Here is a 24,396-nt window from a genome sequence, read left to right as displayed (position 1 = left end):
CTCGCGCGGCTTCAGGACGAGCTCCGGCAGGCGTTCCAGGGCCTCCTCCCGCTGTTCGGGGTCGAGGAGGGAGAGGGTGGGGCGTTGGGGAGGATCGGGGCCTCGCCGAGGTAGTGCTCGATCATCGCCGGCACGTACGGGAAGACGCCCTTGTCGTCGGCGATGCCCACCCCCGGGGAGTTCACGATGTCGACCCGGCCCCTCATGTACGCCTCGGCGAGCTCCGGCAGGTCGTTGGGGAGCAGCCCGTCGTCGAAGCGGCGGTAGATCACGTCTACCCTCGACCCGTCGGTCCGGGAGAACACCTCGCCGCCGCGGAGGCCGAGCTCCCCGAGCGTCAGAAGCTTGAGGCCGCAGGTGGCGGCTATCCGCTCGTGCTCGAAGAACGCGGGGTCGTCGCGTCCCCCGCTGACGACCGCGAGCCCCGGCTCCTCGATCCCCGGCGCCGCCGCGGCCTCCAGGGCGGAGCGGAGCGCCCGGTAGTACTCGTACATGCCATAGACGCGGTAGGGCTCGAAGAGCTCCGGGAACGCCGCGAGCCCGGCCCTGCGCACGGCTTCGGAGTAGGCGACCCCGCTCGGCAACCGCGCGTTGTCTTCCAGGACGACGTACTCCCCGCCGCCGAGGTGCACCACGTCAGGCCCGTAGACGCGGACGGGACAGGGCAGCGAGGTCCCGAAGGACGGCCCGCCCCCTTGGGCGTAGAAGGCGCTGCTCCCGATCACCTCGTCGGGGACCGCGTCCCCCCGGCCCTCGTGGAGGTCCGCGAGCCAGGCGTTGATGGCCCGCCCCCTCTGCAAGAGACCGGCCGAGAGCCCCTCCCAGTGGTCCTTCGGGATCAGCCGCGGCGTCCAGTCCGCCGGGAGGATGCGGTCCCCGTCCGGCTCGTCCCCCTCGTCGGGCAGGTTGAAGGTGGCGCCGAGCTCGCGCAGCTTCGCGTTCGCCCGGCCGTGCCTCTCGGCGACCTCCTCGGGCCCCAGCCCCTCCAGGGCCTCCAGGAGCGGCCGGTAGAGCTCCCGGGCCTCGCCGTCCTGCCCGAACGCCTCGTTGTAGTAGCGCTTCCCGACCTTCTCAGCTTCCATCGGTCACCGCCTCCCCCGTCCGCGCCCGTCCGAGCGCCGCGACGTCCCTCTCCAGCCGGTCGCAGGCCTCGCGCACGAGCTCCAACCCCTCCTCCTCGGAGGGCGTGGACGAGAAGTTTCTCAAAAGATCCCGCTCCACGCTCCGGTAACGGTCGCCCTCCTTGAGGGCCTCGGCGGCGGCGGGATCTCCGCAGAAGCCGAGCACGGAGTCGAGGTACGCTGCGACCGCCGGGCTCTCCACGCCCCCCGTCGCCGCCGCGCGGAAGAGCTCGCCCTTCATGTACGCGTGATCGGGGACGAGGAGCGCCCCGTCGACGACCTCGAAGACGCGCCGCCCCTCCTCCGGCACGACCGCGAGGCCCTCGCGGCGCACCCGGTCGGCGACGCCCTTCGCGAGCGCCGAGATCGCGAGCACCGTCCGCGGGTAGGTGCTGTCTATGCCGCGCAGCTCGACGGTGCCGTGGGCGTTGAGGCGCACGGGGTTCCAGGCGGACGAGGCGAGGAGGCCGCCCCCCTCCTCGAAGAAGAGCTCGCGGCTCACCCCGCCCCCTCGAGCGCCCCGAGCCAGGCGTGGAGCCGGTCGAACTGCTGCGCCACGAGCTCCTCCGTGCTCCCGGCGTAGGGACGGAGGCCGCCGACGGGCTCCAGGAGCGCGTAGACGCCCGCGGGGGCGAGCACCCCGTCGCCCCGGTAGAAGCAGGTCCGGTTGGCGAGGCCCGTGCCGAGCCCCTCGTAGAAGGGGCACGAGCGCGAGAGCGCCAGGAGGGCCGCGTCGAGGGAGATGCCGAGGTTGTACGCGTTCAGCAACTCCTCCCTCGCCTCCGGCGTGGACCCGTAGGCCACGCCGACCGTACCCTCCACCGTCTCCGGCTCCACCTCGAGGTGCAGGTGGACGCCCGCGCAGCGCCCGGCGTGCAGGAACCGCTCCCGCCCGACGGCCCGCGCCTGGATCTCGTAGCGGCGCTCGTCGCGCATCGAGGGCTCCACGCGCAGGGGGTAGGTGGCGAGCGGGTACAGCCGGAGCCCGAGCTCCCGCCCCGCCCCGATCGCCAGGCCGAGGTTGCCGACGTACTCCTCCGAGAGCTCTCCCAGCGAGCGCGCCGGGGAGGTGTTGACCTCGACCATGTGCCTGGCACACTCCGGGAGGAAGTTCGAGCCCTTGCCTCCGGCGTCCTCGGCCCTCTCGCGGCAGAGCGCAAGGAGGTCGTCGGCGCGGTCCGAGAGGACCCCGGCCTCGTCCACGAGGAAAAACTCCTGCTCAAGCCCTACGCGACGCACCCCGAAGCTCAAAACGCACCCACCCCGCATCGCCGGCAACCAGACCGGAATCTAATCACAAAGCGCGGCGAACGGGCTGACCGGGCGGCCGATCTCCTCCGGTGCGGGGGCTGCGCCACACCCAAGCCGAGCGGGCCCGTGCGTCAACCGGCGGCGGAGTACGACAACACCCTCTCCGAGGGCCGTACCTCCATCTCCACCCAGCCCTTCGTTTGCCCGGTGGGGGAGATCAGCTGCAGCGTGGCGATCACGTCGCCCCCGAGCCGCAGGTCGAGGTCCCTCACGAGCCCCGTCTCCCCGATCTTCACCCCGATGGCCGGGATGTCCGCGGGGATGGAGACGAGGTCGTACTCCTTGTACCCCACCCAACCCTCATGCGTGCGCGCCGTGTCTTCCAAGGTGAAGCCTCCTGAGCTCTCCAAAACCGCCGATTCAACACGGCCATCTTGCTGGACGGCCCCGCGGACGTCTTTGGCCCGATGGAGGGAAACCGCGGCGGGGAGCGGCGCGTCGCTGGGCCAACCGTACGGGGCCGTTCGGACGCGCACGGGAACGGTTCCTTCCAGAAGATCGGAGGCCGCTGGTCGCCCGCGGCCCTACCTTCGCCTCCTCGCAGGCCGCGGGAAGCGGGCGGGGGCTCCGTCGCGTGGCGATGCGGCGCCCTGGATCTTCTCGCGCGGTCCCGTACTTCGGGTCAGGGGACGGCTACGGGCTTCATCCACACGCCCGGACGGGGCCTCAGCGTCCCCCTGGGCGTCGGTTCCACCGTGCGCCCGGGCACGAGGTCGAGCCGGAAGCGCTGCGTCACCATCGCTAGGACGAGGGTCGCCTCCATGAGAGCGAAGTTGTTCCCGATGCACACGCGGGGGCCGCCCCCGAACGGGAAGTAGGCGAACCTCGGGCGGCCCTCGCCGTTGGCGGGGGCGAAGCGGTTTGGGTCGAAGCCCTCCGGGTTCGGCCACAGGTCCTCCCTGCGGTGGGTTACGTAGGGGCTCAGGAAGACGATCTGGCCGGCCGGGATGGGGTAGCCCCCGATCTCGTCCTCCCCGACGGCCTTTCTGGAGACGACCCAGGCTGGGGGGTAGAGCCTGAGCGTCTCGTCCACCACCGCCCTCGTGCGGAGGAGCTCCTTCAGGTCCTCGACCCCGGGCGGCCTCCCGCCGAGGACGCGCCCGACCTCCTCGCGCATCCCGCGGGCGGCCTCCGGGTTCTTGGAGAGCAGGTACCAGGCCCACGCCAGCGTCACCGCCGTCGTCTCGTGCCCGGCGAGGTACATCGTGGTGACCTCGTCCCGGATCTGCCGGTCCGACATCCCCTCCCCGGTCTCCTCGTCGCGCGCCCCCATGAGCATGCCGAGGAGGTCGTCCCCGTCCTCCTCTCCCCTCCGGCGGCGCTCGCGGACGATGCGGTGGACCGCCTCGTCTATGATCGAGAGCGCCCGCTCGAAGCGGCGGTTCGCCGGCAGGGGCAGGCGCGTCATCCACAGCGGGATCACGAACCGAGTGTCGATCCCCTTGAGCGCCGCGTCGAAGGCGTGGGAGATCCTCGTCCCGTCCTCCCCGACCTCCGTGCCGAACATGGTCTTCACGATGATGCGCTGCGTGAGCAGCGTCATCTCCGACGCGACGTCGAGAGCGCCGCCCGCGGAGGCGCGCGCCTCCCACGCGTCGAGCATCGCCGCGGTCTCCTCGACCATCACCCCCGCGAACCCCGCCAGGCGCTTCCGATGGAAGGCCGGCTGCATGAGACGCCGCTGCTTTCGCCAGAAGGAGCCCTCGCTCATCACGAGCCCGTTCCCCAGCAGCACCGCGACCTTATCGTAGCCCTTCACGTAGTTTTTCGGGTTCTCCTGTAGCACGTGCCGGACGTGCTCGGGACGGCTCAGGAGGTAGCACCGCTGCGACGCGAGGTCTATGCGGGCGACGTCGCCCCCTCGCGCGCGGCCCGGAGCAGCGTGGCGAGCGGGCGCCTCTGAAACTGCGCCAGGTTGCCGACGAGCGGGAGGCCCCGAGGCGGGGACTTCGGCGCCGGCTCGGAGACGGGGGACGGTCTGCTGCAAGATCTTCTTCTCCCGGGGCTCACGGACGTGTATGACAGGAACATAGCAAAGTTCGCCGGGCTCGGGGGCGAAGCCCCGGGCAGGATGTGACCGCGATCTCCACGACGGCGTGGACCGTTCGAATTGGAGGGACGCGCCTCCTGGCGGCTCGCTCCGGGCTAGGGGGCGGGGTTGCCCCGCCCGTACGCCTCGAACTCGGGGCCCAAGGAGGTCTTGTAGATCGTGTCCAGGGCCCGGTCGCCGCCGGCCTCCGGCACGAGGAAGTTCGGCTGGGCGTAGTCGAGGAGGACGAAGGGGACGGGGCGGGCCTGTACCACGCGGCCTCTGTACAGCGTGATCTCCGCGAAGATGCCGGTCGAGGTCTCCTCGGACCAGGACTGGTCGAAGAGGAAGTTGCCGGTGCCGTAGAAGACGGGCTTGCCCCGGTACACCTCCATCCCCTTGGGCCAGTGGGCGTGGTCGCCCACGAGGAGGTCCGCGCCGGCGTCCATCACCGCGTGCGCGAGCTCGACCTGGCCCGGCTCGGGGGTCGCGAGGTACTCGTTGCCCCAGTGCGGCATGACGACGAGGAGGTCGACCCTGGGCCGGAGCCTGCGTACGTCCTCCACCATGACGTCCTCGCTGAGGGGCGCGGTGCCGGGGGCGGTCTCCGTGGCCCAGGCCCACTCGTAGGAGGGGACGCCCTGGTAGTTGAGGACGCCGATCCTCGTCCCGCCGAGGTCGAAGATCATGGGCTCGCGGGCGGAGGCGAGGTCGGTGCCGGCCCCGGTGTGCGAGATGCCGGCCTCCCGCAGGTACCCTATCGTCTCCGAGAGGCCGGGGGCGCCGGCGTCGAGGATGTGGTTGTTGCCCAGGGTTACGCCATCGATCCCCGCCGCTTCCAGGATGGGCAGCAGGCGTGGGTCCCCGGTGAAGGTCGTCGCGTCCGGGTGCCAGGTCGCGCCGCGCACGACCGGGTTCTCGAGGTTGGCGAGCGTGAGGTCGGCGCCCCTCAGGTACTCCCGCATCGCGCCGCTCTCGCCCCGGCGCTCGGCGGTGAACTGGTGGACGACGCCGAACTCCGAGTAGGGGCTCTCCTCGGGCGTGCGCCCGGTGACGGCCGCGTAGCCGCCGTCGAGGGGAAGCCGAGCCCCCTGCCCTGCTGGATGACCGCGTAGCTCTGGCCGCGGTCCAGCACGATGTCGCCGCCCACCACGACCCGCCGCAACTCCCCGGCGTCCGGGACGGTCGCGCCCGCGGGCCTCAGGGGGTAGCCCTCCCCGGCCGCCGCGTCCGGCCGCAGCAGGGCCTGGCCGTCCACCGACAGCGCCTTCACCCGGGGACCGACCTCCTCCCACGGCACGAGCCCGAGCGCCGCCGGGTCCCGGCTCACGCGGTCCAGCACCGCCCCGACGGACTCCATGCCTTCGAGGTCGGAGGGGCCGAGCAGGCCGCTCGCCGCCTCCCGGAGCTCCCGCGGGACCGCGAGGTCCCTCGTGCGCGACAGCTCCTCCATGCTCACGTCCTCGCGGGGCGAGGTGATGTGCGCGATCGGGACGAGGGCGCCCTCCGGCTCCGGTGCTACCGGCTCCTCCGGGGGCGGCCGCGCGGCGGTGGTTCGGGGCTCCTCCGTACGGGCCACCGGGGGGCGAGGCTCGCGGGGCGGGTCCCCGGCCTCCTCGGCCGAGTACAGGAGCGACAGCAGCGCGAGGGAGACCAGGGCGACGAGCGCCGCTGCTACCCGGAGCGCCTTCATAGGGGATACCCTCCCATCTGGACCTTGCCTCCTGCGCACCCCGGATCCTACCACCGCCCATCGGCGGTTCCGGTGTATTCTCGGCAGCGGCCCATAGATGAGCCGCGTGACGGGAGGGTATGTTCGCTTCTCGGGCTAAAGCTTCGGCGCTCACCAGACGATAATCTTTGGAACGGCGGTTTCAGGAAGGCATGCGGTGTGAAGGTTTCTTTGCTGTTTCGCGTACGGAGGGCATCAGGACCAGCTTCCTCCGCGAAGCTGGGAGCGGGTGAGGTCTGATGGCGGAACCCGTCCTTAGGGAGGGCGCGAAGGCCGGGCCCCGGAGCGGGGCGCTGCCCGAGATCGTGGCCGTCTCCAGGAGCGTCTCGCGCGTCGCGGGGGGCGTGGTGGCCGCGATCGGGGTGCTCGTGCTCGCGGGGTGGGCCCTGGACGCCGAGGTTTTGAAGCGCGTCTCCCCCGATTTCGTCGCGATGAACCCGACGGTCGCCGTCGCCTTCGTGCTCTCCGGCGCGGCGCTCTCCCTGTCCGTGGAGGGCCGCCGCCGGGCGCCCTCGCGGGCGTTCGCCCTGATCGTGGTCCTCCTCGGGCTGCTCGGGCTCGTCGAGGCGATACGGGGTCCGATCTTCGGGGGTCTCTCGCTGTTCGGGAGCGAGATCGCGGGAGGGGAGTCCGGCGGGATGGCGACGACCTCGGCGTTCTGCTTCGCCCTCCTCGGGGCGGCCCTTCTGCTACCGGACCTGCGGATACGCCGCGCGTGGCCCTCGCAGGTTCTCGCGCTGGCGGCCATGGGGATCGCGCTCTTGGCCCTGATCGCCTACGCGTTCGGCGCCAGCGCCGTGTACGCCGCCTCGCAGACCTCGATAGCCCTGCACTCCGCCCTCGCCTTCGCCGTGCTCGCGGTGGGCGTGCTCTGCGCGACGCCGGATCGCGGGGTGATGGAGGTGGTGAACAGCGGGGGCGCGGGCGGCGCCATGGCGCGGAGGCTGTTGCCCGCCGTCGTCCTCGTCCCGTCGGTGCTCGGCTGGCTGAGGCTGGAGGGGCAGCGGTCGGGGATGTACGGGACCGAGCTCGGGGCCTTGCTGCTCGTGGCGTCGAGCATGGCCGTCCTCGCCGCCACGGTCTGGTGGAGCGCCTGGCTCGTCGGGCGGCTCGACGCGGAGCGCCGGCTCGGGGAGAGCGCGGGCTCGCGGCTCGCGGCCATCGTCGAGTCCTCCGACGACGCCGTGATCGGCCTGGACCTCGACGGCATCGTGAGAAGCTGGAACGGCGGGGCCGAGAAGCTCTACGGCTACGCCGCCGAGGAGATCGTGGGGAGGCACATCGCCGTAACCGTCCCGCCCGACCGGCACCGCGCCGTCTCCGAGATTCTGGAGAGGTTGCGGCGCGGCGGGGCCGTCGAGCGCCGCGAGACCGTGCGCGTGAGAAAGGACGGAACCCTCGTAGACGTCTCCCTGACGATCTCCCCGATAAAGGACCCGTCAGGGCGCGTGGTCGGCATCTCGACGATCGCCCGAGACTTCTCCGAACGCAGGGAGGCCGAGGAGAAGCTCCGGGAGGCCGAGGCCCGGTACCGCTCCATCTACGAGAACGCCGCCGAGGGCATCTTCCAGACCACCCTCGACGGCCGCCTGCTGACGGCCAACCCCGCGCTCGCGCGCATGACCGGCTACGGCTCGCCGGAGGAGATGGTGTCGAGCATCACCGACCTCGGGCGTCAGCTCTACGCGGACCCCGAAGACAGGTCCGAGTTCGTCCGGCTCGTGAGGCGCGACGGCTTCGTCTCCAACTTCGAGACCCGGTTCCGCCGCAGGGGCGGGGGGACCATCTGGATCTCGATGAACGCGCGCGTCCTGCGCGGGGAGTGTGGGGAGCCGGTGGGCTCCGAGGGGACCGTGCAGGACGTCACCGAGCGCAAGGAGGCGGAGGCCCGGTACCGCTCCATCTTCGAGAACGCGGTCGAGGGCATCTGGCAGACGACCGCCGAGGGGTCGCTGACGACGGCGAACCCGATGATGGCGCGCATCTTCGGGTACGGCTCCCCAGAGGAGATGGTCGAGGACATCTGGGATATAGGCAAGCAGCTCTACGCCAACCCCGGGGAGAGGGAAGAGTTCGTGCGGGCGGTGCGTAGGGACGGCTTCGTCTCCAACTTCGAAGCTCACGTCCGCCGCAAGGACGGGAGCCTCATCTGGATCTCCTTGAACGCGCGCGCCGTCTACGACGATCACGGGCGTCACGCGGGTTTCGAGGGGACCGTGCAGGACGTCACCGAGCGCAAGAAGACGGAGGAGGCCCTGCGCGAGAGCGAGCAACGGTTCAGGAGCTCGTTCTGGGACGCCTCCATAGGCATGGCCCTCGTCGGCCTCGACGGGCGCTGGCTGCGGGTCAACCGCGCGCTCTCTGAGATCGTGGGCTACGGGAGGAGGAGCTGCTCGGGATGACCTTCCAGGACATCACCCACCCCGAGGACCTGGAGGCCGACCTCGACCTCGTGCGGCGCCTGGTCGACGGCGAGATCGCGACGTACGGGCTGGAGAAGCGCTACCGGCACAAGGACGGGCACGAGGTCTGGATCCTGCTGAACGTCTCGCTGGTGCACGGCGCCTCGGGCGAGCCCCTGTACTTTATCTCCCAGATCCAGGACATAACGAGCCGCAGGCACGTCGAGGAGACGCTCCGCAAGAACAACGCGCTCATACAGCTGATCCGCACCGTGGCGACCTCCTCCAATGAGGCGGCCACGATCGAGGAGGCGGTCCAGACCTGCCTGGACGAGGTCTGCTCCTACACCGGCTGGCCCCTCGGCCTCGGCTACATGCGCCCCCCGGGCGAGGACGGCCTCGAAGAGGCCCTGGTCTCCACGGGGATCTGGCACGCCGACGACCCCGAGGGCTTCGCGCCTTTCATGCGGGCGATGCGGGAGATCCGCTTCCCGACAGGGGTCGGGCTTCCGGGCCGGGTCCTCGCCGGCGGGGAGGCCGTCTGGCTGCCGGACGTGACCGAGGCCGAGAACTTCCCGAGGGCCGTCATGGCGCGGGAGCACGGGCTCAAGGCGGCCTTCGCCTTCCCGATACGCGCCGGCGGCGAGGTCGTGGCCGTCCTGGAGTTCTTCTCCACGGAGGCCGCCGAGCCCGACGAGGCGCTGCTCGCCGTCATGACCGAGGCCGGAAAGCAGCTCGGGCTCGTGGTCGAGCGCGAGCGCGCCAAAGGGGCGATGCAGGAGGCCCGCGAGGCGGCGGAGGCGGCGAACAGGGCGAAGTCGGACTTTTTGGCCAACATGTCCCACGAGATCCGCACCCCCATGAACGGCGTCATCGGCATGACCGAGCTGCTCATGGACACCCCTCTGGACCCCGAGCAGCGCGAGTTCGCAGAGACCGTGCGCTCCTCGGGGGAGAACCTGCTGCACATCATCAACGACATCCTCGACTTCTCCAAGATAGAGGCCGGGAAGGTGCGCCTCGAGGAGATAAGCTTCGACCTCACGGCCGTCGTCGAGGACCTCACCGGCCTGCTCGCCGAGCGCGCCCACGCCAGGGCCTGGAGCTTGTCGGCGCCGTCGAACAAGACGTACCCACGGACCTCGTCGGCGACCCGTTCCGCCTGAGGCAGGTGCTGACGAACCTGCTGGGCAACGCCATCAAGTTCACCGAGAGGGGCGAGGTGGTCCTGCGAGCCAGCCTCGTCGGAGGAGCGAACGGCGACGGACGGGCCACCGTGCGCTTCGACGTCTCCGACACCGGCATCGGCCTGACGGACGAACAGCGGGAGAAGCTGTTCCGCTCGTTCTCCCAGGCGGATACCTCGACGACGCGCAAGTACGGCGGCACCGGCCTCGGGCTCGCCATCTGCAAGCAGCTCGTCGGGCTGATGGGAGGCGAGATCTGGGTCGAGAGCGCCCCCGGCGAGGGGAGCACCTTCTCCTTCACCGTGCCCCTGAAGAGGCAGCCGGAGAGCGAGACCGCGAGGACGGCCACCGCGCCCCGCGCCGACCTCAGGGGCCTGCGCGTCCTCGTGGTCGACGACAACGAGACCAACCGCAGGGTGCTGGAGAGACAGCTCGTCTCCTGGGGCGCGCGGGGCAAGAGCGTCGAGAGCGGTGCGGAAGCCCTGGAGGAGATGCGCCGCGCCGCGGACGGGGGCGAGCCCTACAAGTTGGCGATCATCGACATGCAGATGCCGGGGATGGACGGCCTGGAGCTCGCCCGCCTGGCCAAGGGCGACCCCGAGCTCTCGGCCACCCCCCTGGTGATGCTCACCTCCATGGGCCAGCGCGGCGACGGGGACAAGGCGAGGGCCGTGGGCATCTCCGCCTACCTCACCAAGCCCGTCCGCCAGTCCGAGCTGCGCGACTGCCTCACCGCCGTGGTGGGTCTCGGGAGGGCCGTCGAGCCCCACGACTCGCCCTCCTTCATCACCCGCTACAGCTTGAAGGAGGAGAAGAGCGTCCCCGAGGGCCGCATCCTCCTCGTCGAGGACAACCCGGTGAACCAGAGGGTGGCGGCGGCGATGCTGGAGAGGCTCGGCTACCGCGTCGACCTCGCCGACAACGGCCGCGAGGCCCTCGACGCGATCTCTCGCTTCCCGTACCCGGCCGTGCTCATGGACGTGCAGATGCCGGAGATGGACGGCCTGGAAGCCACCCGCGAGCTCCGCCGGCGCGAGGAGGCGGCCGGGGCGAGGAGGACGCCCGTGATCGCGATGACCGCCAACGCCCTGGAGGGCGACCGCGAGACCTGCCTGAGGGCCGGGATGGACGACTACGTCGCCAAGCCCGTGAAGCCCGCCGAGCTCGACGAGGTCCTGCAACGCTGGATCGCCGGAGAAGCCGCGACGGACGATCGGCCGGACGCCGCGACCGGACCGGCACCGGACCCTCCGAAAGGCTCCGTGGACCGCTCCGTCCTCGGGAGCCTGCGCGACCTTCAGGAGGAGGGCGAGCCGGACATCCTCGTCGAGCTTATAGATCTCTACCTCGACGACGCCCTCGCCCGGTTGGAGGGCATACGCGAGGCCGCCGCGAAGGGCGACGCGCACTCCCTGGAGAGGAACGCTCACACCCTCAAGGGCAGCTCCCAGAACATGGGGGCCACGCGCATGGCCGCCCTCTGCGCCGAGCTACAAGAGGCCGGCCGCGCGGACGACCTCTCCCGCGCACCGGAGCTTATGGACCTGCTCTCGGCCGAGTTCGAGCTAGTGAAGGCAGAACTGGACGAGGAGAGAGCCGCGCCTCATCCCGACAGCTCGGGGTAAGCGCGTAGCACCGCGAGCCTAGGCGTCCGTCTCGCCCCCCGCTTGTTTATAGCTGGCGTCCTGTGTGGTTAGGCGTCTAGGGTGCAGTCGGAGAGGGGGCTGCCGATGCAGATGAGGCGCCAGCCGCGCTCGAGCTCGTCGTCGTCGAGGGCGAAGGCCATGTCCTGGTCCATCTCGCCGTCGATCTGGCGGCACTTGCACGTGACGCAGGTGCCGCTGCGGCAGTCGTAGGGGAGGTTGAGCCCGGCCTCCTCGGCCTTCTCCAGGATGTACTCGTCCTCGGCGCACTCTATCGTCACGCCCCTGCGCTGAAAGGTCACCTTGTGGGTCTTCGCCATCTTCTCTCCTCAAGGGAAAGAGGCCCCGACCCCTCTTTAGGGATCGGGGCCTCGAAAAGCTTCTCCTAGCGTCTACAGATCCTTGGCCTCGAAGTCCTCCGGCGGGGCGCCGCAGATGGGGCACTCGTCGGGGGGCTGTATGCCCTGCATGGTCTCGTTGCAGACCGTGCAGACCATCGTGACGGTCATCGGCGGGTGCGGGGCGCCGCCGTCCTCGGCCTCGATCTTCTCGCCGGTGGACGTCGCAAGCTCCGCTATGGAGACCTTGCCGGTGATGACGTCCTCCATCGTGGTCCGCGCCCCGGAGAGCGAGTCCTCGACGAGGGCGAAGTCGATCTCCTTGACGCCGCGCTCGCGGGCGAGGTTCTCGGTCATGTTGCGCGAGATGTTCCTCATGAAACCCTTCGGCGCGCGCTCGAGCCGGTCGATGGCCTCCTGCGTCCACGCGAAGTCCCTGGAGCCACCCTCGGGGACGAGGGCCCCGGCCTTCTGGAACGCCGAGTGGTCGATGGGGCAGGTACCGCCCGTCGTCTCCTGGACCTTCGCCTTGGCGTGGCTCACGGGGCAGCCGCCTGCCTTCGGGGCCTCGGCCTTCTCGACCTTCGGAGCCTCGCGGCCGGTCTCCTCACGGTACTGCTGCTCGACGTACTCCAGGGTGATCGTCGAGTAGCCCTTCTTGAGGGCGCTCTTCTCGACGCGGGCCCGGACGCGGCGCTTCTCCTGCCACTCGTCGAGGGAGTCGAGGAGGGCCTTCGCGTCGTCCGTCCAGTGGAGCTCGCGGCCGTCGTAGACCTCGGCGAGGTTCAGGTTGTCGCCCTCGTTCGTCGTCGCTATCTCGGCGTCGACGGCGTGGAAGTGGGTGGGGTCGGAGCCGCAGACCGGGCAGCGGGCGGGCATCCCCTTCGCCACGTAGCGGCAGACGTCGCACTCGTAGCGGTCCTTGCCCTGGGCGGCCCGACGGATCTCCGCCTGCACCTCCTCGGAGACCCCGACGACGTCGCCCTCGTCCTCGGACTTGCCGAAGCCGCCGCGTCCGCCCTGCAGGATCTCGTCCTTCTCGGAGTGGCCGTTGGAGCCGTTCCCGTTCGCCTTGGCCTTGTCGGCGCTCCGCTCGTCGAAGTCCTTGAAGAGGGAGTCGATGGGCTTCTCCTCGCCCGCGGCCTCGGCGGCGCGCATCTGGTCGCCGATGGCCCGCATGGACTCCATCGCTCCGGGCGGCAGGATGGTCATGATGACCTCGTCGATGACGGTCGCGGTGATGACCGTGTAGCCCTTCTCGATGGCGTAGCGCAGGATCGCGCCGGTCGCCATGCCGTGCACGAAGCCCGGCACGCGGTCCATGCGCTGCAGCGCCTCCTTCGTCCACGTCATGTGCTCGGCGGCGGTGTACAGGTCCGGCGCCTGGTACTCGTAGTTGCCCACGAGGACGTTCGTCGGGAGGTAGCGCATCATGTTCTCGGTGTTCCCGCCGATGTCCATCTCGTCGTCGGAGTGGTAGCCGATGCGGCCCATCACCACGAGCGTCGGGTTGACCTCGTTCACGTACTTCAAGGTCTGCTCGAACGGTTTGCCGGCCAGGAGCGTCGTCTTCAGCTCCACGCCCTCGTCGGCGGCGATCTTCTTGGCGACCTCGAGGTGAGCGGTGTAGATCTTGGCGAGGCCGGAGTCGATGATCTCCTCGTGCAGCTTCTCCTGCTCCTTGAACCGGAAGACCTTCTGGGCCTTGGAGGAGAGGACGCCGGCGATGGAGTGGAACATCGCGTAGTGGAAGTACGGGTCGAAGACCGAGATGGCCTCGACGGTGCCGCCGAACTCGCGGGCGAGCTCGATGGCGCGCTTGAGGCCGCCGAGGGACTTGGCGCTGCCGTCGACGGCGACGACGATGTGCTCGAACGGGGAGCGGTCGAGGTCCTTGACGATCAGGGTGTCGGCCTTGGTGAGACGGCGGACGACGCGCTCGGTGACGGTGCCGAGGACGGTGTCCTTGACGGCGGCCATGCCCATCGCGCCGATGACGACGAGGTCGAAGTCGTTCTCGTTGACGTCCTCGACGATCACCTTGAAGTTCTTGCCCTCCAGCGAGCGGCGGACGAGCTCGACGTCGTACTTCTCGCAGAGCGGCTCGAGGACGTCGATGTAGGAGTCGGTGATGATCTCCAGCCCCTTGGTGATGAGCTGGTCGTGGATCTTGCGCTGGCGCTTCATCTCGTCTTCGTCGCGGAACTCCTCCGGGAGCCCCGACTCCATCTGGCGGAAGCGCACGTCGTGCATCTTCGCGGCGTAGGCGTGGCAGCCCGCGACCCTACCCCCGAAGTGGCGCGCGACGTCCACCCCGATGACGCACGCCTGGTTGGAGTAGTCCGAGTTATCTACCGGAACGTAGATCTCTTTGTACATGTACCCGCTCCCCTAGCTTCTAGGATGCCGAAGAAAAGATCAGCCCGCACCAGAGCACCGGCTCCGAGCCCACGTAATCTACCTTTAAAGGCACCCGGGGGCAAATAAACCCGTTCACAGGCGGGGTATTTCGCGGTCCCCCGCGACGCCGTCCCGGAGGCTTCTGCAAAGCGCGCCCCTCAGCGCCCGCCGGCGGCCTCCAGGATCTCCGCCATCTCGTCGTAGCCGTTGGCGCGCGCGTGCCCGAGCGGGGTGACGCCCTCGCCGTCGGGATGTTCGGGTCCGCGCCGCCCTCGACGAGGAGCCGCACGATCTCGGTGTGGCGCGCGTCCCCGCCGCCGAGGATGACCGCCTCCAGGAGCGCCGTCCAGCCCAGCTCGTTGACGTGGTCGACGTCCGTCTCGGTCTCGAGGAGCCTCTCGACGATCCGGACGTGGCCCGATCGGCGGCCCGGATGAGCCCTGTACCGTCGTACGAGTCAAGACTACGTACGTCCGCGCCGTTCTCGAGCGTGAGCTCCAGCAGGCGCCCGTCGTCGCCGACCTCGCTCGTGGAGATGAGGTACGCGCTCTGCTCGGTCTCGTCCTTGGCGTTGACGTCCGCGCCCGCCCCCACGAGCACCCTCGCGGCTTCGAGGTGGTTCCCGTAAGCCGCGGCGACGAGCGCGGTCCGCCCGTCCGCGTCCCGGGCACGGACGCTCGCGCCCTCGCCCAGGAGCCTCTCGACCGTCCCCGCGTCGCCGCTCCCGGCGGCCGAGATCAACCGCGCGTCGAGCTCCCCGTTCTCCGGGCTGCTCCTCGCCTCTCCCGCGCCGGCCCCGCTCGCTCCTTCCGCGGTGCCCTCGGGCACGGTGGGCGGAGACGGCATCTCCGACGAGCCACCCGGGGACGGGCCGACGCTCTCCTCCGGCCGGGCGCCGCAGGCGGCCGACAGCAGGCCGGGCAGTAAAACGAGCCAGAGGCACAACCACGGGAGCCTGGCCCCGCGTCTGCTCCGCGGGGCCGAGACCTCCTGGCCGCCGGACACGACCCTACGCCGCCTCGCCCGGCGCGGCGGCGGGGTAGGCTCCCTCCTTCACGCGGGAGGGCCAGAGGCCGTAGGCGACCATGCGGGCGGGGATGTCCCTCAAGACCGGCACCCGGAGGAACAGGCGCATAGCGAGCGGCGGCTCGAACGGCTCGTCGGAGCCGAGGGCGACCGCGAGCACGCGGCGCTGCATCAGCGACTGCGCCGCCTGTATGGTCCGCGTCGGCAGCTCGCGGCGAAGCTGCACCGCTCGGAGGTACCCCGTGTCGAGGTCGACGAGCCGATCCTGGCTCTCCCGAAGCGGCCCGCTCAGGATGTTCGCCGCCGCCACGGCGTCCTGGATGGCGTAGTTGATCCCAACGCCCCCGACCGGGCTCATCACGTGCGCGGCGTCCCCTATAAGCAGGAGCCCCGGCTCGTACCACCTCTCGCACCGGCTCGACTCGACGCTGAGCAGCGAGACCTGCTTCCAGCCCGTAAGGTGGACGAGGCGGTCGGCGAACTCGGGGATAAGCTCCGCGAAGCGGCGGTGCAGCTCCTCGATGCCCGCGTGGCGCAGCTCGGGGAACGTCCCTTGGGGATGACGTAGCCGGCCTGCCAGTAGTCGTCGCGATCCAGCATGATCGCGATGCGTCCCCGGCCGAGGCGCCCACGACGCCGGCCGGGTCGCCCTCCTCCCGGGGCAGCTTGAACCAGAGGACGTCCATGGGCGGAGAGGTTTTTATGGGCTCGAAGCCGGCGAGGCGGCGCACCCGCGAGCCGCGGCCGTCGGCCCCGACGGTGAGGACGGCGCGGACCTCGTGCTCCTCGCCGCTCCGGTCCTCGTAGCGGACCCCCCGGACCGCCCCGCCCTCCTCGATAAGCTCCCGCACCTTCGCGCCCATCACGAGCCGGAAGTTCGGGTGGCGCGAGGCCTCCTGCGTGATGAACTCGAGGAAGCTCGTCTGGGGCATCAGGGTGATGTACGGGAAGCGGGTCTTCAGGCGTTTGAGGTTCACCGGCGTGAACGGCCCGGAGGCGGTCTGGAGGGAGAAGGTCTCGACCTTGGAGTGCCGCAGCTTCAGGAGCTTGTCGGCGAGGCCCAGGGTGTCCATGATCTCCATAACCACGGGGTGCAGCGTGTCGCCGCGGAACTCCCGGTCGAAGTCCGGGTGCGCCTCCAGGAGCGTCACGTCCACGCCCTTGCGCGCCAGCAGGAGTGCCAGCACCGCCCCGGCCGGACCGCCGCCCACCACGCAGCACGTGGTCCGCAGAACTCCCGCGTCCTCGTTCGTCTTCACCCCGGTAGCGTGCGTGAGGCTCATGGCTCTCTCCTCTCCCTAGCTTTCGGGCGCCAGTCCTCTCAAAAAGGTCTCCACGGCGTTCCTCAAGTGCTCCTCGTCGGTGAGCCCGTCCTCCACCATCGCCGGGAAGAACAGCTTCCCCGCGAGCTGCGGTATAAGCATCCCGACGAACATCCGCGCCCCCGAGCGCACGTCGTGGGGGCGTAGACGTCCGAGCTCGATCTGGCGCTCCAGGTACCGCTTCAAGAACTCGAGAACGCGCCCCGGCCCGGCCCTGACGAACGCCTCGGCGACCTCGGGGCGGCGTATGGCCTCCCCGATCACGAGCCGCAAAACCCTCGCGTCCATGCGTTCGAAGGCGAAATAAGCCCGCCCGAGCTTCGTCAAAGCCTCCTCGGGCGGCAGGTCCATCACCCTCGCGAGGTCCGCCACCGCCCGCACCACGGGCACCTTCGCCCCAAGAACCTCCTGGAACAAGGCCCGCTTGTCCTTGAAGTACCAGTAGATCAAAGCCGGAGACCGTATCCCCGCCTCCCGCGCGATCTCCTTGATCGTCGCCCCCCCGAAGCCCCGCTCCGAGAAGACCCGCAACGCGGCCTCGATGATCTCCCGCCGCCGATCACCTTCTTCTACGTACTGCTCGCTCATCCAACTCCTTGAACGTCTATTCAAGACAACTCTAGCAGCACTTGAACGAACGATCAAGAGGCGTTCGCAACGGATTTCGGAAGGTTGCGTGGTCCGCGGGAGATCGAGGCGAGTTGCGGTCTCTGTGGCGGCGTGGCCCGGCGCGAGGGCGCCGGTTGACGGCGCCCCGACCTTCGTGGGAGCCTGCCGGCATGGAGGGGAAGCGAGGCCGGGGCGGTTCGGGGGCGACGCGGGAGTTCGTGAGCGTCGTCTCGCCCGGCGCGTACTGCGTGTCGGGCGAGGGCGGGGACTTGGACGAGGCGGGCGAGGGCCTCTTCTTCAGGGATACCCGCCACCTGTCGAAGCTCGTGCTCCTGGTGGACGGCGAGGGGGTGGCGCCGCGGGGGGACGGGTGAGGGGCTCCGTGGCCTCGTTCGAGGGGGAGCGACGGGGGCCGGGGTCCGGGTGGAGAGGCGGCGCGAGCTCGGGGGAGGGATGCGTGAGGAGATCCTGCTCCGCAACGGGACGGGCGCGCCCGTCGAGATTCGGGTCGAGCTCCGTTTCGACGCGGACTTCGCCGACCTGTTCGAGGTCAGGGGCGCGGCGGCGCGGAGGCGGCGCGAGGTGTCGCGGGAGGCCGGGGCCGGGGCCGTACGCCTCGCCTACGAGAACGGGGGCTTCGGGCGCGCGACGACCGTGCGGCTCTCGGGGGAGGGCGTGGAGCCGGTCTATGGGGAAGACGGAGCGGCGTTCTCCCTGCGTCTCGGGGCGGGGGAGGAGCAGACCTTCGTGGTATCCGTGGCGCTGGAGGAGGGGGGAGGGCGGTGCCGTGGGCGCGCGAGCGGCGGGCGCTCTACGGGAGGTCCCCGCGTTGGAGACGGGTCACGCGGCGCTGCGGGAGGCCTGGGCGGTGGGGATCGAGGATCTGGAGGCGCTCTCCTTCGAGGCGGGGGAGGGGCTCCGCGTGCCGGCGGCCGGGGCGCCGTGGTACATGGCCCTTTTCGGGAGGGACGCCCTGCTCACCGCGTACGCGACCGTGGTGCTCGGGCAGGGGCCGGCGAGGAGCGTTCTCAGGGCGCTGGCGCGCCTCCAGTCCGAGGGGTTCGACGACTACCGGGATGCGGAGCCCGGCAAGATCCCGCACGAGTCGAGGCTCGGGGAGCTGGCGGCCCTCGGCGAGGTGCCGCACTCTCCCTACTACGGCACCGTCGACGCGACGCCGCTGTTCCTCGTCCTGCTGAACGAGACGTGGCGCTGGACCGCAGACGACGCGTTCGCGAGGGAGATGGAGGGGCCTGCCCGACGAGCCCTGGCCTGGCTCCGCGAGCACGGAGATTCGGACGGGGACGGATACGTGGACTACCTCTCCCGCTCCGAGCGCGGCCTGAAGAACCAGGGCTGGAAGGACTCCGACCGCTGCATCCTCTTTCGGAGCGGCCGGGAAGCGCGCGGCCCCGTCGCGCTCTGCGAGGTCCAGGGCTACGCCTACGACGCCCTGCTGCGCGGCGCCGAGCTCGCCGAGGCGGCGTGGCACGACGCGCCCCTCGCTCGGGAGCTGCGGCGCGAGGCCGCGGAGCTCGAAGCTCGATTCAACGAGGATTTCTGGATCGAGGAAGGGGGCTACTACGCCCTCGCGCTCGACGGCGAGGGGCGCCGGGTCGACTCGTTGACCTCCAACGCGGGGCACCTCCTCTGGAGCGGCATAGTCCCCCGGGAGAGGGCCGGAAGCCTGGCGGATCACCTCCTCGGGGAGGGGCTCTTCGGCGGCTTCGGGATAAGGACGATGGCCGAAGGGCAGGGCGGCTACGACCCGGAGGGCTACCACACCGGCGCGGTCTGGCCGCACGACAACGCTCTGATAGCCCACGGCCTCTCCCGCTACGGCCTTCGGGAGGAGGCGGGACGCGTCGCGCTCGCCCTCCTCGACGCCGCGCCATCCTTCGGCCACCGCCTGCCGGAGGTCTTCGCCGGTTACTCTCGGCGGGACCGGCCCGAGCCGGTCCCCTACCCGACCTCGTGCAGCCCGCAGGCCTGGGCGGCGGCCGTCGCGCCGCTGCTCGTGCGCGCGGTGCTCGGCCTGGAGCCCGACCGGGCGCGTCGCAGGCTCGTTCGAGGTTGGGACCCTCTGCAGGGCGTGGGGCGCCTGGGGCTACGGGGTGTTCCGGCGTTCGGCGGGCGCCACGACGTGGGTGTATAAGGGGAGCATGAGCTATCCCTACGACGGCGTGGACCTGCGCGAGCACCCGGAGGCGTACCGGATCGGCCGGGGCGAGGAGGGCGTCTTCCACGCCCAGCCCTACAAGGGCGAGCTCCTGCCGCTGTGGAGCTTCAAGACCGTCGAGGCGGCGCGCGAATCCGCCGACGCCATCCACGAGAAGTTCCGGGGTTACGCGGCGGAGGGGGATTTCGTCGGGATGGACGTCGCGAGAAAGTACCTGCAGATGGGGTACACGCGGTCCAGGCGCTACGCGATGCACAAGGGCGGGAACAAGAGCAAGCCCCTGGACGAGCCCGACCCCGAGAAGAGCCGGGCCGCGGAGATCTTCTACGAGAAGTGGCGCGCGGCGGCCGAGGACGACGAGTACCTGAGGCTCAAGGGAGAGTTCCAGCGCCGCAGACGGTAGGCCCGCCGAACGTGCGCGCGAGCGGCGCCTCGGATGGCGAGGGGGCCGCAACGAGGAGCCTACCCCCTGCCCGATGCCCTTTATGAGGGAGAGGCCGCGGCCGGGTTCTCCTCGGAACGCACGCGAGTCGAAGAACTAACTAGAAGCAGTACGCTCGGTCTCCAGCGGAGTCTGGCGCTTCGCAAGCGAGAGCAGGTTTGTGGCGCGTGCGAGAGTCCGTCGCCGCCGATCGCCCCCTCCGCGAGGTGTTGCAGGGGCGCCCGTGTTCGCCAGGCCATACGTACGCTCCCTGATCCCCACCCTCCTGATCCTGCTCCTCGTGCCGGGGATGGTGGTCCTCGTGGTCGTGGAGCGTCTCCACAGCGACGAACGAGAAGTTCGGCCCCTGAAGCTCCGGGCCTCCGAGGGTCTGGCGCGAGAGTCGAGTTTGTGCGTGCAGTACAACGCCCAGGACGCCAGCGCCTACACCCTGGGGCACCTGGAGCAGCGCGAGGAGTACGCCGAGCACGAAGACGCCTTCGACCGCACCGTCGGGAGCTTGCAGGCCGTATCGATGAGGTTGTCTTGAGCACGCCCCGGGTGGCCGAGGGCATCGAGGGCGAAGGCAGATCGAGGAACTCGGGGAGCTGCGCTGCGATCCGGGGCAGGGCTACCACCTGGGCGGGCCCGCTCCCCCGGAGGAGACGACGGCGTGCCTGTCGCCGGAGGTCTGCAAGCTGGCCCCCTGGCGGTAAGCCTTTTGCCTCCCGCCGGGTCTCCACGAACAGAGCCCGCCGCTACGGCCCTCTCATCAGGTTCCGGCCGCGATACTCGCGCCTGGGTGAGCGGCGACCGAGGAGTAACCCGGGCTCGAGGGGAAACCCCGGCGGCGCAACCGGTAGGAGCGCCGGGCGTATCCATGGGTGACGCGTGATTCGGCGATGAGGAGGACGCGATGAGGAGCCCGCTACTGGCGGCGGTGCTTAGCCTGATCCTCTCCGGGCTCGGGCAGATCTACAACGGACAGGTCACGAAGGGCGTCGTGTTTATAGTGGTGCAGCTTATCAACGCTGCCCTGACGACCGTCCTTATCGGCTTCGTCCTCATGCCCATCGTGGGCCTCTGGGCGACGATCGACGCCTACCTCGTTGCGAAGCGCAACAACGAGAGGTACGGCTTCCGGTAGTATTGCCCCTATGGAAGAGCGAGACCTTTTGCTCCTGGAGAGCGCGGTAACCGCCATAGACGAAGCCTCCGCCGCCGTCGCCTCCGAGGTGGAGCGCGACCGGCTCGGCGAGTCCCAGCTCGCTCGCCTCTCCGTCGTCGAGGCGGAGCTGAAGCGCAGCCGCCTCTCCCTGGAGAAGATCATCCAGGAGAACCGCTAGCCCCTCGGCCGGCTTCCCGAAGGGCAGACGCCGAGTTCGGGCGGGAACCCGACGGTGGGGCGGCGAGCCTACGCGGGTGTTTCGAGAAGCTCGCCGAGGTGCCGGTCGATCTGGGGCATGTAGTCCGGTTCGAAGCCGAACAGGCCGAGGTGTCCTGCGACGCTGTCCACGACGCGCAGCTCGCTGCCCGGGACGAGCTTCTGCTCTGCCTCGCAGTCGCGGACGGGGAAGAACATGTCCTCGCTGATCGGCATGACGTACGTCTTGGCCGTCACCCGGCCGAGCGCCGCGCCGAGGTCGCCGCCGGTGAGGCGGCTGACGTCCCCCCGCTGCCACTTCCACGCCATGCACAGAAGGTCGTTGGGGTCCATCACCTCGAAGTAGGCGTCCATGAAGCCGACCTGGAAGTCGTCCTCGGAGGCGAAGCCCAGAGGTCTCCACCCTTCGCCCTTCCAGAACTCCGTCGAGAAGCCCATGACCGACCAGATCCTGGCGTGGCGGTGCAGCCCCTCGCGAACGTCCAGGGGGGAGGCGTACCAGCCATCCCGGAACCCCGGGTCCGAGGTGATGGCCTCTATCAGCGCCTGCGTGAAGATGAAGTCGTGCGGGGTGTTCTTCGCCGTTCCGGCTATAGGGGCCGCCCGCTTGACCTTCTCGGGGAAGCGGACCGCCCACTCGTAGGTCTGCTGCGCCCCCATCGAGCCGCCCGTGACCAGCTCGAGGCTCTCGATGCCAAACTGCTCGCGCAGCAGCTTCTCCTGCGCGCGGACGTCGTCGCCTATCCTGACGTGCGGGAACCGGGACATGGCGTGCGGACCCACCGTGTTGTGGGGCGAGGATGACAGCCCGTTGCCGATCTGGTTTATGACGACGATAAAGTACTTCTCCGGGTTCAGCGCGTGCTCGGGGCCGATGTAGGCGTCCCGGAAGATCTGGTGCGTCCCCGAGTACCACGTCGTCACCAGGATCGCGTTGTCCTTCGCCTCGTTCAGCTCGCCGAACGTCGTGTAGGCGAGCTTGCAGTCGCGCAGGGTGTAGCCCTCTTCGAGGACGAAATCGCCCAGGGAGAACAGCTCGTACGAACCGTGAAACTCCGGCGAGTAGTACGGATTCTCGATCACTTGCCGCTCTCCCTTCGCCCCCGCGCCACCCCGGAGGCGGCGCGCCTGTCTCTTCCACGAATATGATGCCAGTGGCCGAAACCCGGCGCCGCCTCCGCACGCACGAAACACCGGGAGCACGTTTACAGTCGGGGCAGGAGCGGCGCTCCCGGCCTTATCGCCGCTCGTGAATCAACCCCTCGGCGGGATGGAGCGGCGCACACGAGAACGGTGCGCCGCCCTCGCTCTACGGGTTGAGGACGAACCCCTCGTAGTCGTTTTTCGCGATCTCGTCGCACTTCTCCCGGTATGGTCCGGCTCCGCCGAGGTAGGGCATGAAGACGCGCGGCTTGCCGGGGATGTTCGCGCCCATGTACCAGGTGGCGGACTCGGGGAACAGCGTCGCGTGGGCCAGCTCCTGCACGTGGCCGCTCCACTCGTCTTCGGCCCGCTGCGTCGGCTCGATGGTCTCGGCCCCGCGCTCCCGCATGTCGCCGACGATCTTCGAGACGAACTCGACGTGCTGCTCGATGGAGACCGGCATGTTCGTGAGCACCGACGGGCTGCCGGGCCCGGTGATAAAGAAAAGGTTGGGGAAGCCCGCGCTGGTCAGCCCGAGGTACGTGCGCGGCCCCTCCGCCCACTTCTCGCGCAAGAGCCGACCGCCCCGCCCGCGGATGTCGATCCTGTTCAAGGGGCCGGTCATGGCGTCGAAGCCGGTGGCGAAGACCAGGGCGTCGAACTCGTACTCGGCGTGCTCGGTGCGCAGCCCCGTCGGGGTGATCTCCTCGATCGGCGTTTCCTTTACATCCACCAGCTCGACGTTGTCGCGGTTGAACGCCTCGTAGTAGTTCGTCTCCAACGGCACGCGCTTGGTGCCGAAGGCGTGGTCGCGGGGGGTCAGCTTCTCGGCGGTCTCGGGGTCGTCGACCCGCTCGGCGATCCTCTGGCGCATCCACTCGGAGATCGTGTCGTTGGCTTCTTTGTTGGCGAAGATGTCCTGGTAGTTGCCCACCCACAGGCCGAACCCGCCGCGGTCCCACCGCGCCCGGTACTCGCGCTCGCGCTGCTCGGGGGAGTCCTCCAGGGCGCCGCGCTCGATAAACCAGAGCTCGTGCCCGGCGAAGGAGTTGCGGACCCGCTCCCAGATCCCCTCGTAGTCCTCCTTGCGCGCTTTCTTGACCTCCGGGTCAACCGGGCCGTTGCGGGCCGGGATGGCGTAGTTGGCGGTGCGCTGGAAGACGGTGAGGTGCTCGGCCTGCTCCGCGATCAGGGGGATGGCCTGGATGCCGGTGGCCCCGGTGCCGATGATCCCTACCGTCTTCCCGGTGAAGTCCACGCCCTCTTGCGGCCACAGCCCGGTGTGGTACCACTCGCCTTCGAAGGCGTCGCGGCCCGGAATGTCCGGCCGGGTCGCCGCCGAGAGGGCCCCGACGGCGGCGATAAAGAACCGCGCCGTGACGGTGTCGCCGGCGTCCGTGCTTACCTCCCAGACCCCCTTCTCCTCGTCGAAGGTGGCGCCGATCACCCGGGTGGAGAGCTGGATGTCGCGGCGCAGGTCGTAGCGGTCGGCCACGTGCTCGAGGTAGCCGCGGATCTCCTCCTGGCCCGGGTAGCGCTCGCTCCACTCCCACTCCTGCCACAATTCCTTGTCGAACGAGTAGGAGTAGATGTAGCTGTCCGAATCGCTCCTCGCGCCCGGGTAGCGGTTCCAGTACCACGTCCCGCCCACGCCGTCGCCCTCCTCGAAGACCCGCGCCGTGAGCCCCATCTCGTTGCGCAAGCGGTGGAGCATGTACAGCCCCGAGAACCCGGCCCCGACGACGACCGCGTCGAAGTCGGTCGCCCGCTCCTCCGCGCCTGCTCCCCGCTGGTCCTGTTGCGTGCTGGACATGCCTTCCTCCTCCTGGTCGTGGTCCAGAGCGCGCCTCATCTATGCCTCGTCTCGTCGAAGCCCGCCGTCTTCGTCCCACGAAGGCCCGTTCTGGTCCGGCGCGACAACAGTAACCGCCCCGGCGGGGCGCAACATTCCCCATGCCTTCGCGCCGCTTGCCAGACCATCCCCCGCATCCGTCGATCCCCGACAGCACACCCTAAGTAACAAAAGTATCATTAGCCCGGAACGGCGGTCAACCGGATGCGGCACGGCTCTAGTCTGGCGAGGTGCACGTACGAAGCTGCTCGCACATGGCACCGGCCCTTTCCATGCGATCTTCTGGCGGCTACAATC

22 protein-coding genes and 3 pseudogenes are annotated in these 24,396 nt (G+C 69.8%); 10 read left to right on the top strand and 15 right to left on the bottom strand.

The annotated features are described in order from the left end of the window. Positions 1–11 precede the first annotated feature (11 nt). From GBA65_RS19485 to GBA65_RS19460, 7 genes are all read right to left on the bottom strand, one after another. The gene (locus tag GBA65_RS19485; RefSeq protein ID WP_166397965.1) at positions 12–1,082 is read right to left on the bottom strand and encodes a circularly permuted type 2 ATP-grasp protein; all 1,071 of its coding nucleotides are present in this window, start codon (positions 1,080–1,082) and stop codon (positions 12–14) included. Next, on the bottom strand, positions 1,072–1,623 hold the full coding sequence (locus GBA65_RS23680) for a hypothetical protein (protein WP_207955944.1): 552 nt from the start codon (positions 1,621–1,623) through the stop codon (positions 1,072–1,074). The genes GBA65_RS19485 and GBA65_RS23680 overlap by 11 nt, the downstream gene beginning before the upstream one ends. Next, on the bottom strand, positions 1,620–2,372 hold the full coding sequence (locus GBA65_RS23675; protein ID WP_207955943.1) for a glutamate-cysteine ligase family protein: 753 nt from the start codon (positions 2,370–2,372) through the stop codon (positions 1,620–1,622). The genes GBA65_RS23680 and GBA65_RS23675 overlap by 4 nt, the downstream gene beginning before the upstream one ends. A 131-nt stretch (positions 2,373–2,503) precedes the next feature. Continuing rightward, positions 2,504–2,758, bottom strand: a complete 255-nt coding sequence (locus GBA65_RS19475) for a hypothetical protein (protein WP_166397964.1) — start codon at positions 2,756–2,758, stop codon at positions 2,504–2,506. 296 nt (positions 2,759–3,054) lie between these two features. Continuing rightward, the gene (locus GBA65_RS19470) at positions 3,055–4,419 is read right to left on the bottom strand and encodes a cytochrome P450 (RefSeq protein WP_207955942.1); all 1,365 of its coding nucleotides are present in this window, start codon (positions 4,417–4,419) and stop codon (positions 3,055–3,057) included. Between the two features lie 158 nt (positions 4,420–4,577). After that, the gene (locus GBA65_RS19465; protein WP_166397963.1) at positions 4,578–5,426 is read right to left on the bottom strand and encodes a CapA family protein; all 849 of its coding nucleotides are present in this window, start codon (positions 5,424–5,426) and stop codon (positions 4,578–4,580) included. Then, complete coding sequence (locus GBA65_RS19460; protein ID WP_166397962.1) at positions 5,411–6,154, bottom strand: hypothetical protein; 744 nt, start codon at positions 6,152–6,154, stop codon at positions 5,411–5,413. The genes GBA65_RS19465 and GBA65_RS19460 overlap by 16 nt, the downstream gene beginning before the upstream one ends. Positions 6,155–6,432: 278 nt before the next feature. Here GBA65_RS19460 and GBA65_RS25585 point away from each other — a divergent pair, with 278 nt between their 5' ends. From GBA65_RS25585 to GBA65_RS19445, 3 genes are read left to right on the top strand one after another with little or no spacing between them, the layout of a single operon-like run. After that, entirely contained in the window at positions 6,433–8,595 is a 2,163-nt protein-coding gene (locus tag GBA65_RS25585; protein ID WP_166397961.1) for a PAS domain-containing protein, read from the top strand. Then, positions 8,592–9,761, top strand: coding sequence for a GAF domain-containing protein (locus GBA65_RS25580; protein WP_166397960.1), 1,170 nt, complete (start codon positions 8,592–8,594; stop codon positions 9,759–9,761). The genes GBA65_RS25585 and GBA65_RS25580 overlap by 4 nt, the downstream gene beginning before the upstream one ends. Before the next feature lie 5 nt (positions 9,762–9,766). Then, positions 9,767–11,407, top strand: a complete 1,641-nt coding sequence (locus GBA65_RS19445; protein WP_166397959.1) for a response regulator — start codon at positions 9,767–9,769, stop codon at positions 11,405–11,407. 68 nt (positions 11,408–11,475) lie between these two features. Here GBA65_RS19445 and GBA65_RS19440 read toward each other — a convergent pair whose 3' ends face one another. From GBA65_RS19440 to GBA65_RS19420, 6 genes and pseudogenes are all read right to left on the bottom strand, one after another. Beyond that, a complete protein-coding gene (locus GBA65_RS19440; RefSeq protein ID WP_166397958.1) occupies positions 11,476–11,745 on the bottom strand; it encodes a 2Fe-2S iron-sulfur cluster-binding protein in 270 nt (89 codons plus the stop codon). A 72-nt stretch (positions 11,746–11,817) separates the two neighbouring features. Beyond that, the gene (locus GBA65_RS19435) at positions 11,818–14,142 is read right to left on the bottom strand and encodes a universal stress protein (protein WP_166397957.1); all 2,325 of its coding nucleotides are present in this window, start codon (positions 14,140–14,142) and stop codon (positions 11,818–11,820) included. 19 nt (positions 14,143–14,161) lie between these two features. Beyond that, positions 14,162–14,569, bottom strand: a complete 408-nt coding sequence (locus tag GBA65_RS26860; RefSeq protein ID WP_407691120.1) for a hypothetical protein — start codon at positions 14,567–14,569, stop codon at positions 14,162–14,164. Between the two features lie 200 nt (positions 14,570–14,769). Next, positions 14,770–15,009 (bottom strand): annotated as a pseudogene (locus GBA65_RS26855) (ankyrin repeat domain-containing protein); the annotation flags it as partial. A gap of 163 nt (positions 15,010–15,172) precedes the next feature. Continuing rightward, positions 15,173–16,472, bottom strand: a pseudogene (locus tag GBA65_RS26850) (FAD-dependent oxidoreductase). 15 nt (positions 16,473–16,487) lie between these two features. Then, the gene (locus GBA65_RS19420) at positions 16,488–17,099 is read right to left on the bottom strand and encodes a TetR/AcrR family transcriptional regulator (RefSeq protein ID WP_166397956.1); all 612 of its coding nucleotides are present in this window, start codon (positions 17,097–17,099) and stop codon (positions 16,488–16,490) included. Between the two features lie 191 nt (positions 17,100–17,290). Here GBA65_RS19420 and GBA65_RS25565 point away from each other — a divergent pair, with 191 nt between their 5' ends. The 7 genes and pseudogenes from GBA65_RS25565 (at position 17,291) to GBA65_RS19385 (ending at position 21,066) form a co-directional block, all read left to right on the top strand. Further along, positions 17,291–17,494 carry a glycogen debranching N-terminal domain-containing protein gene (locus GBA65_RS25565; RefSeq protein WP_166397955.1) on the top strand — a complete coding sequence of 68 codons (204 nt, stop codon included), beginning with the start codon at positions 17,291–17,293 and terminating at the stop codon, positions 17,492–17,494. Positions 17,495–17,573: 79 nt separating this feature from the next. Next, positions 17,574–17,810 (top strand): annotated as a pseudogene (locus GBA65_RS26845) (glycogen debranching N-terminal domain-containing protein); the annotation flags it as partial. A gap of 139 nt (positions 17,811–17,949) precedes the next feature. Next, positions 17,950–19,275, top strand: coding sequence for an amylo-alpha-1,6-glucosidase (locus GBA65_RS19405; protein WP_166397954.1), 1,326 nt, complete (start codon positions 17,950–17,952; stop codon positions 19,273–19,275). Positions 19,276–19,282: 7 nt separating this feature from the next. Continuing rightward, a complete protein-coding gene (locus GBA65_RS19400) occupies positions 19,283–19,702 on the top strand; it encodes a DUF4385 family protein (RefSeq protein ID WP_166397953.1) in 420 nt (139 codons plus the stop codon). Positions 19,703–19,964: 262 nt separating this feature from the next. After that, positions 19,965–20,270 carry a hypothetical protein gene (locus GBA65_RS19395; protein ID WP_166397952.1) on the top strand — a complete coding sequence of 102 codons (306 nt, stop codon included), beginning with the start codon at positions 19,965–19,967 and terminating at the stop codon, positions 20,268–20,270. A gap of 366 nt (positions 20,271–20,636) precedes the next feature. Continuing rightward, positions 20,637–20,867 carry a hypothetical protein gene (locus GBA65_RS19390; protein ID WP_166397951.1) on the top strand — a complete coding sequence of 77 codons (231 nt, stop codon included), beginning with the start codon at positions 20,637–20,639 and terminating at the stop codon, positions 20,865–20,867. Between the two features lie 10 nt (positions 20,868–20,877). Next, complete coding sequence (locus GBA65_RS19385) at positions 20,878–21,066, top strand: hypothetical protein (protein WP_166397950.1); 189 nt, start codon at positions 20,878–20,880, stop codon at positions 21,064–21,066. Between the two features lie 68 nt (positions 21,067–21,134). Here GBA65_RS19385 and GBA65_RS19380 read toward each other — a convergent pair whose 3' ends face one another. Both GBA65_RS19380 and GBA65_RS19375 read right to left on the bottom strand, forming a co-directional pair. Continuing rightward, positions 21,135–22,187: an alpha/beta fold hydrolase gene (locus GBA65_RS19380; RefSeq protein ID WP_166397949.1), complete on the bottom strand. Its 1,053-nt coding sequence runs from the start codon at positions 22,185–22,187 to the stop codon at positions 21,135–21,137. 226 nt (positions 22,188–22,413) lie between these two features. After that, positions 22,414–24,099, bottom strand: a complete 1,686-nt coding sequence (locus GBA65_RS19375; RefSeq protein WP_228281484.1) for a flavin-containing monooxygenase — start codon at positions 24,097–24,099, stop codon at positions 22,414–22,416. Positions 24,100–24,396 lie beyond the last annotated feature (297 nt).

Origin of the sequence: Rubrobacter marinus (assembly GCF_011492965.1) — a bacterium.
Lineage (GTDB): Bacteria > Actinomycetota > Rubrobacteria > Rubrobacterales > Rubrobacteraceae > Rubrobacter_F > Rubrobacter_F marinus.
Note: the sequence above shows the minus strand (reverse complement) of the source record. Positions and strands in the feature narration are given on the sequence as shown.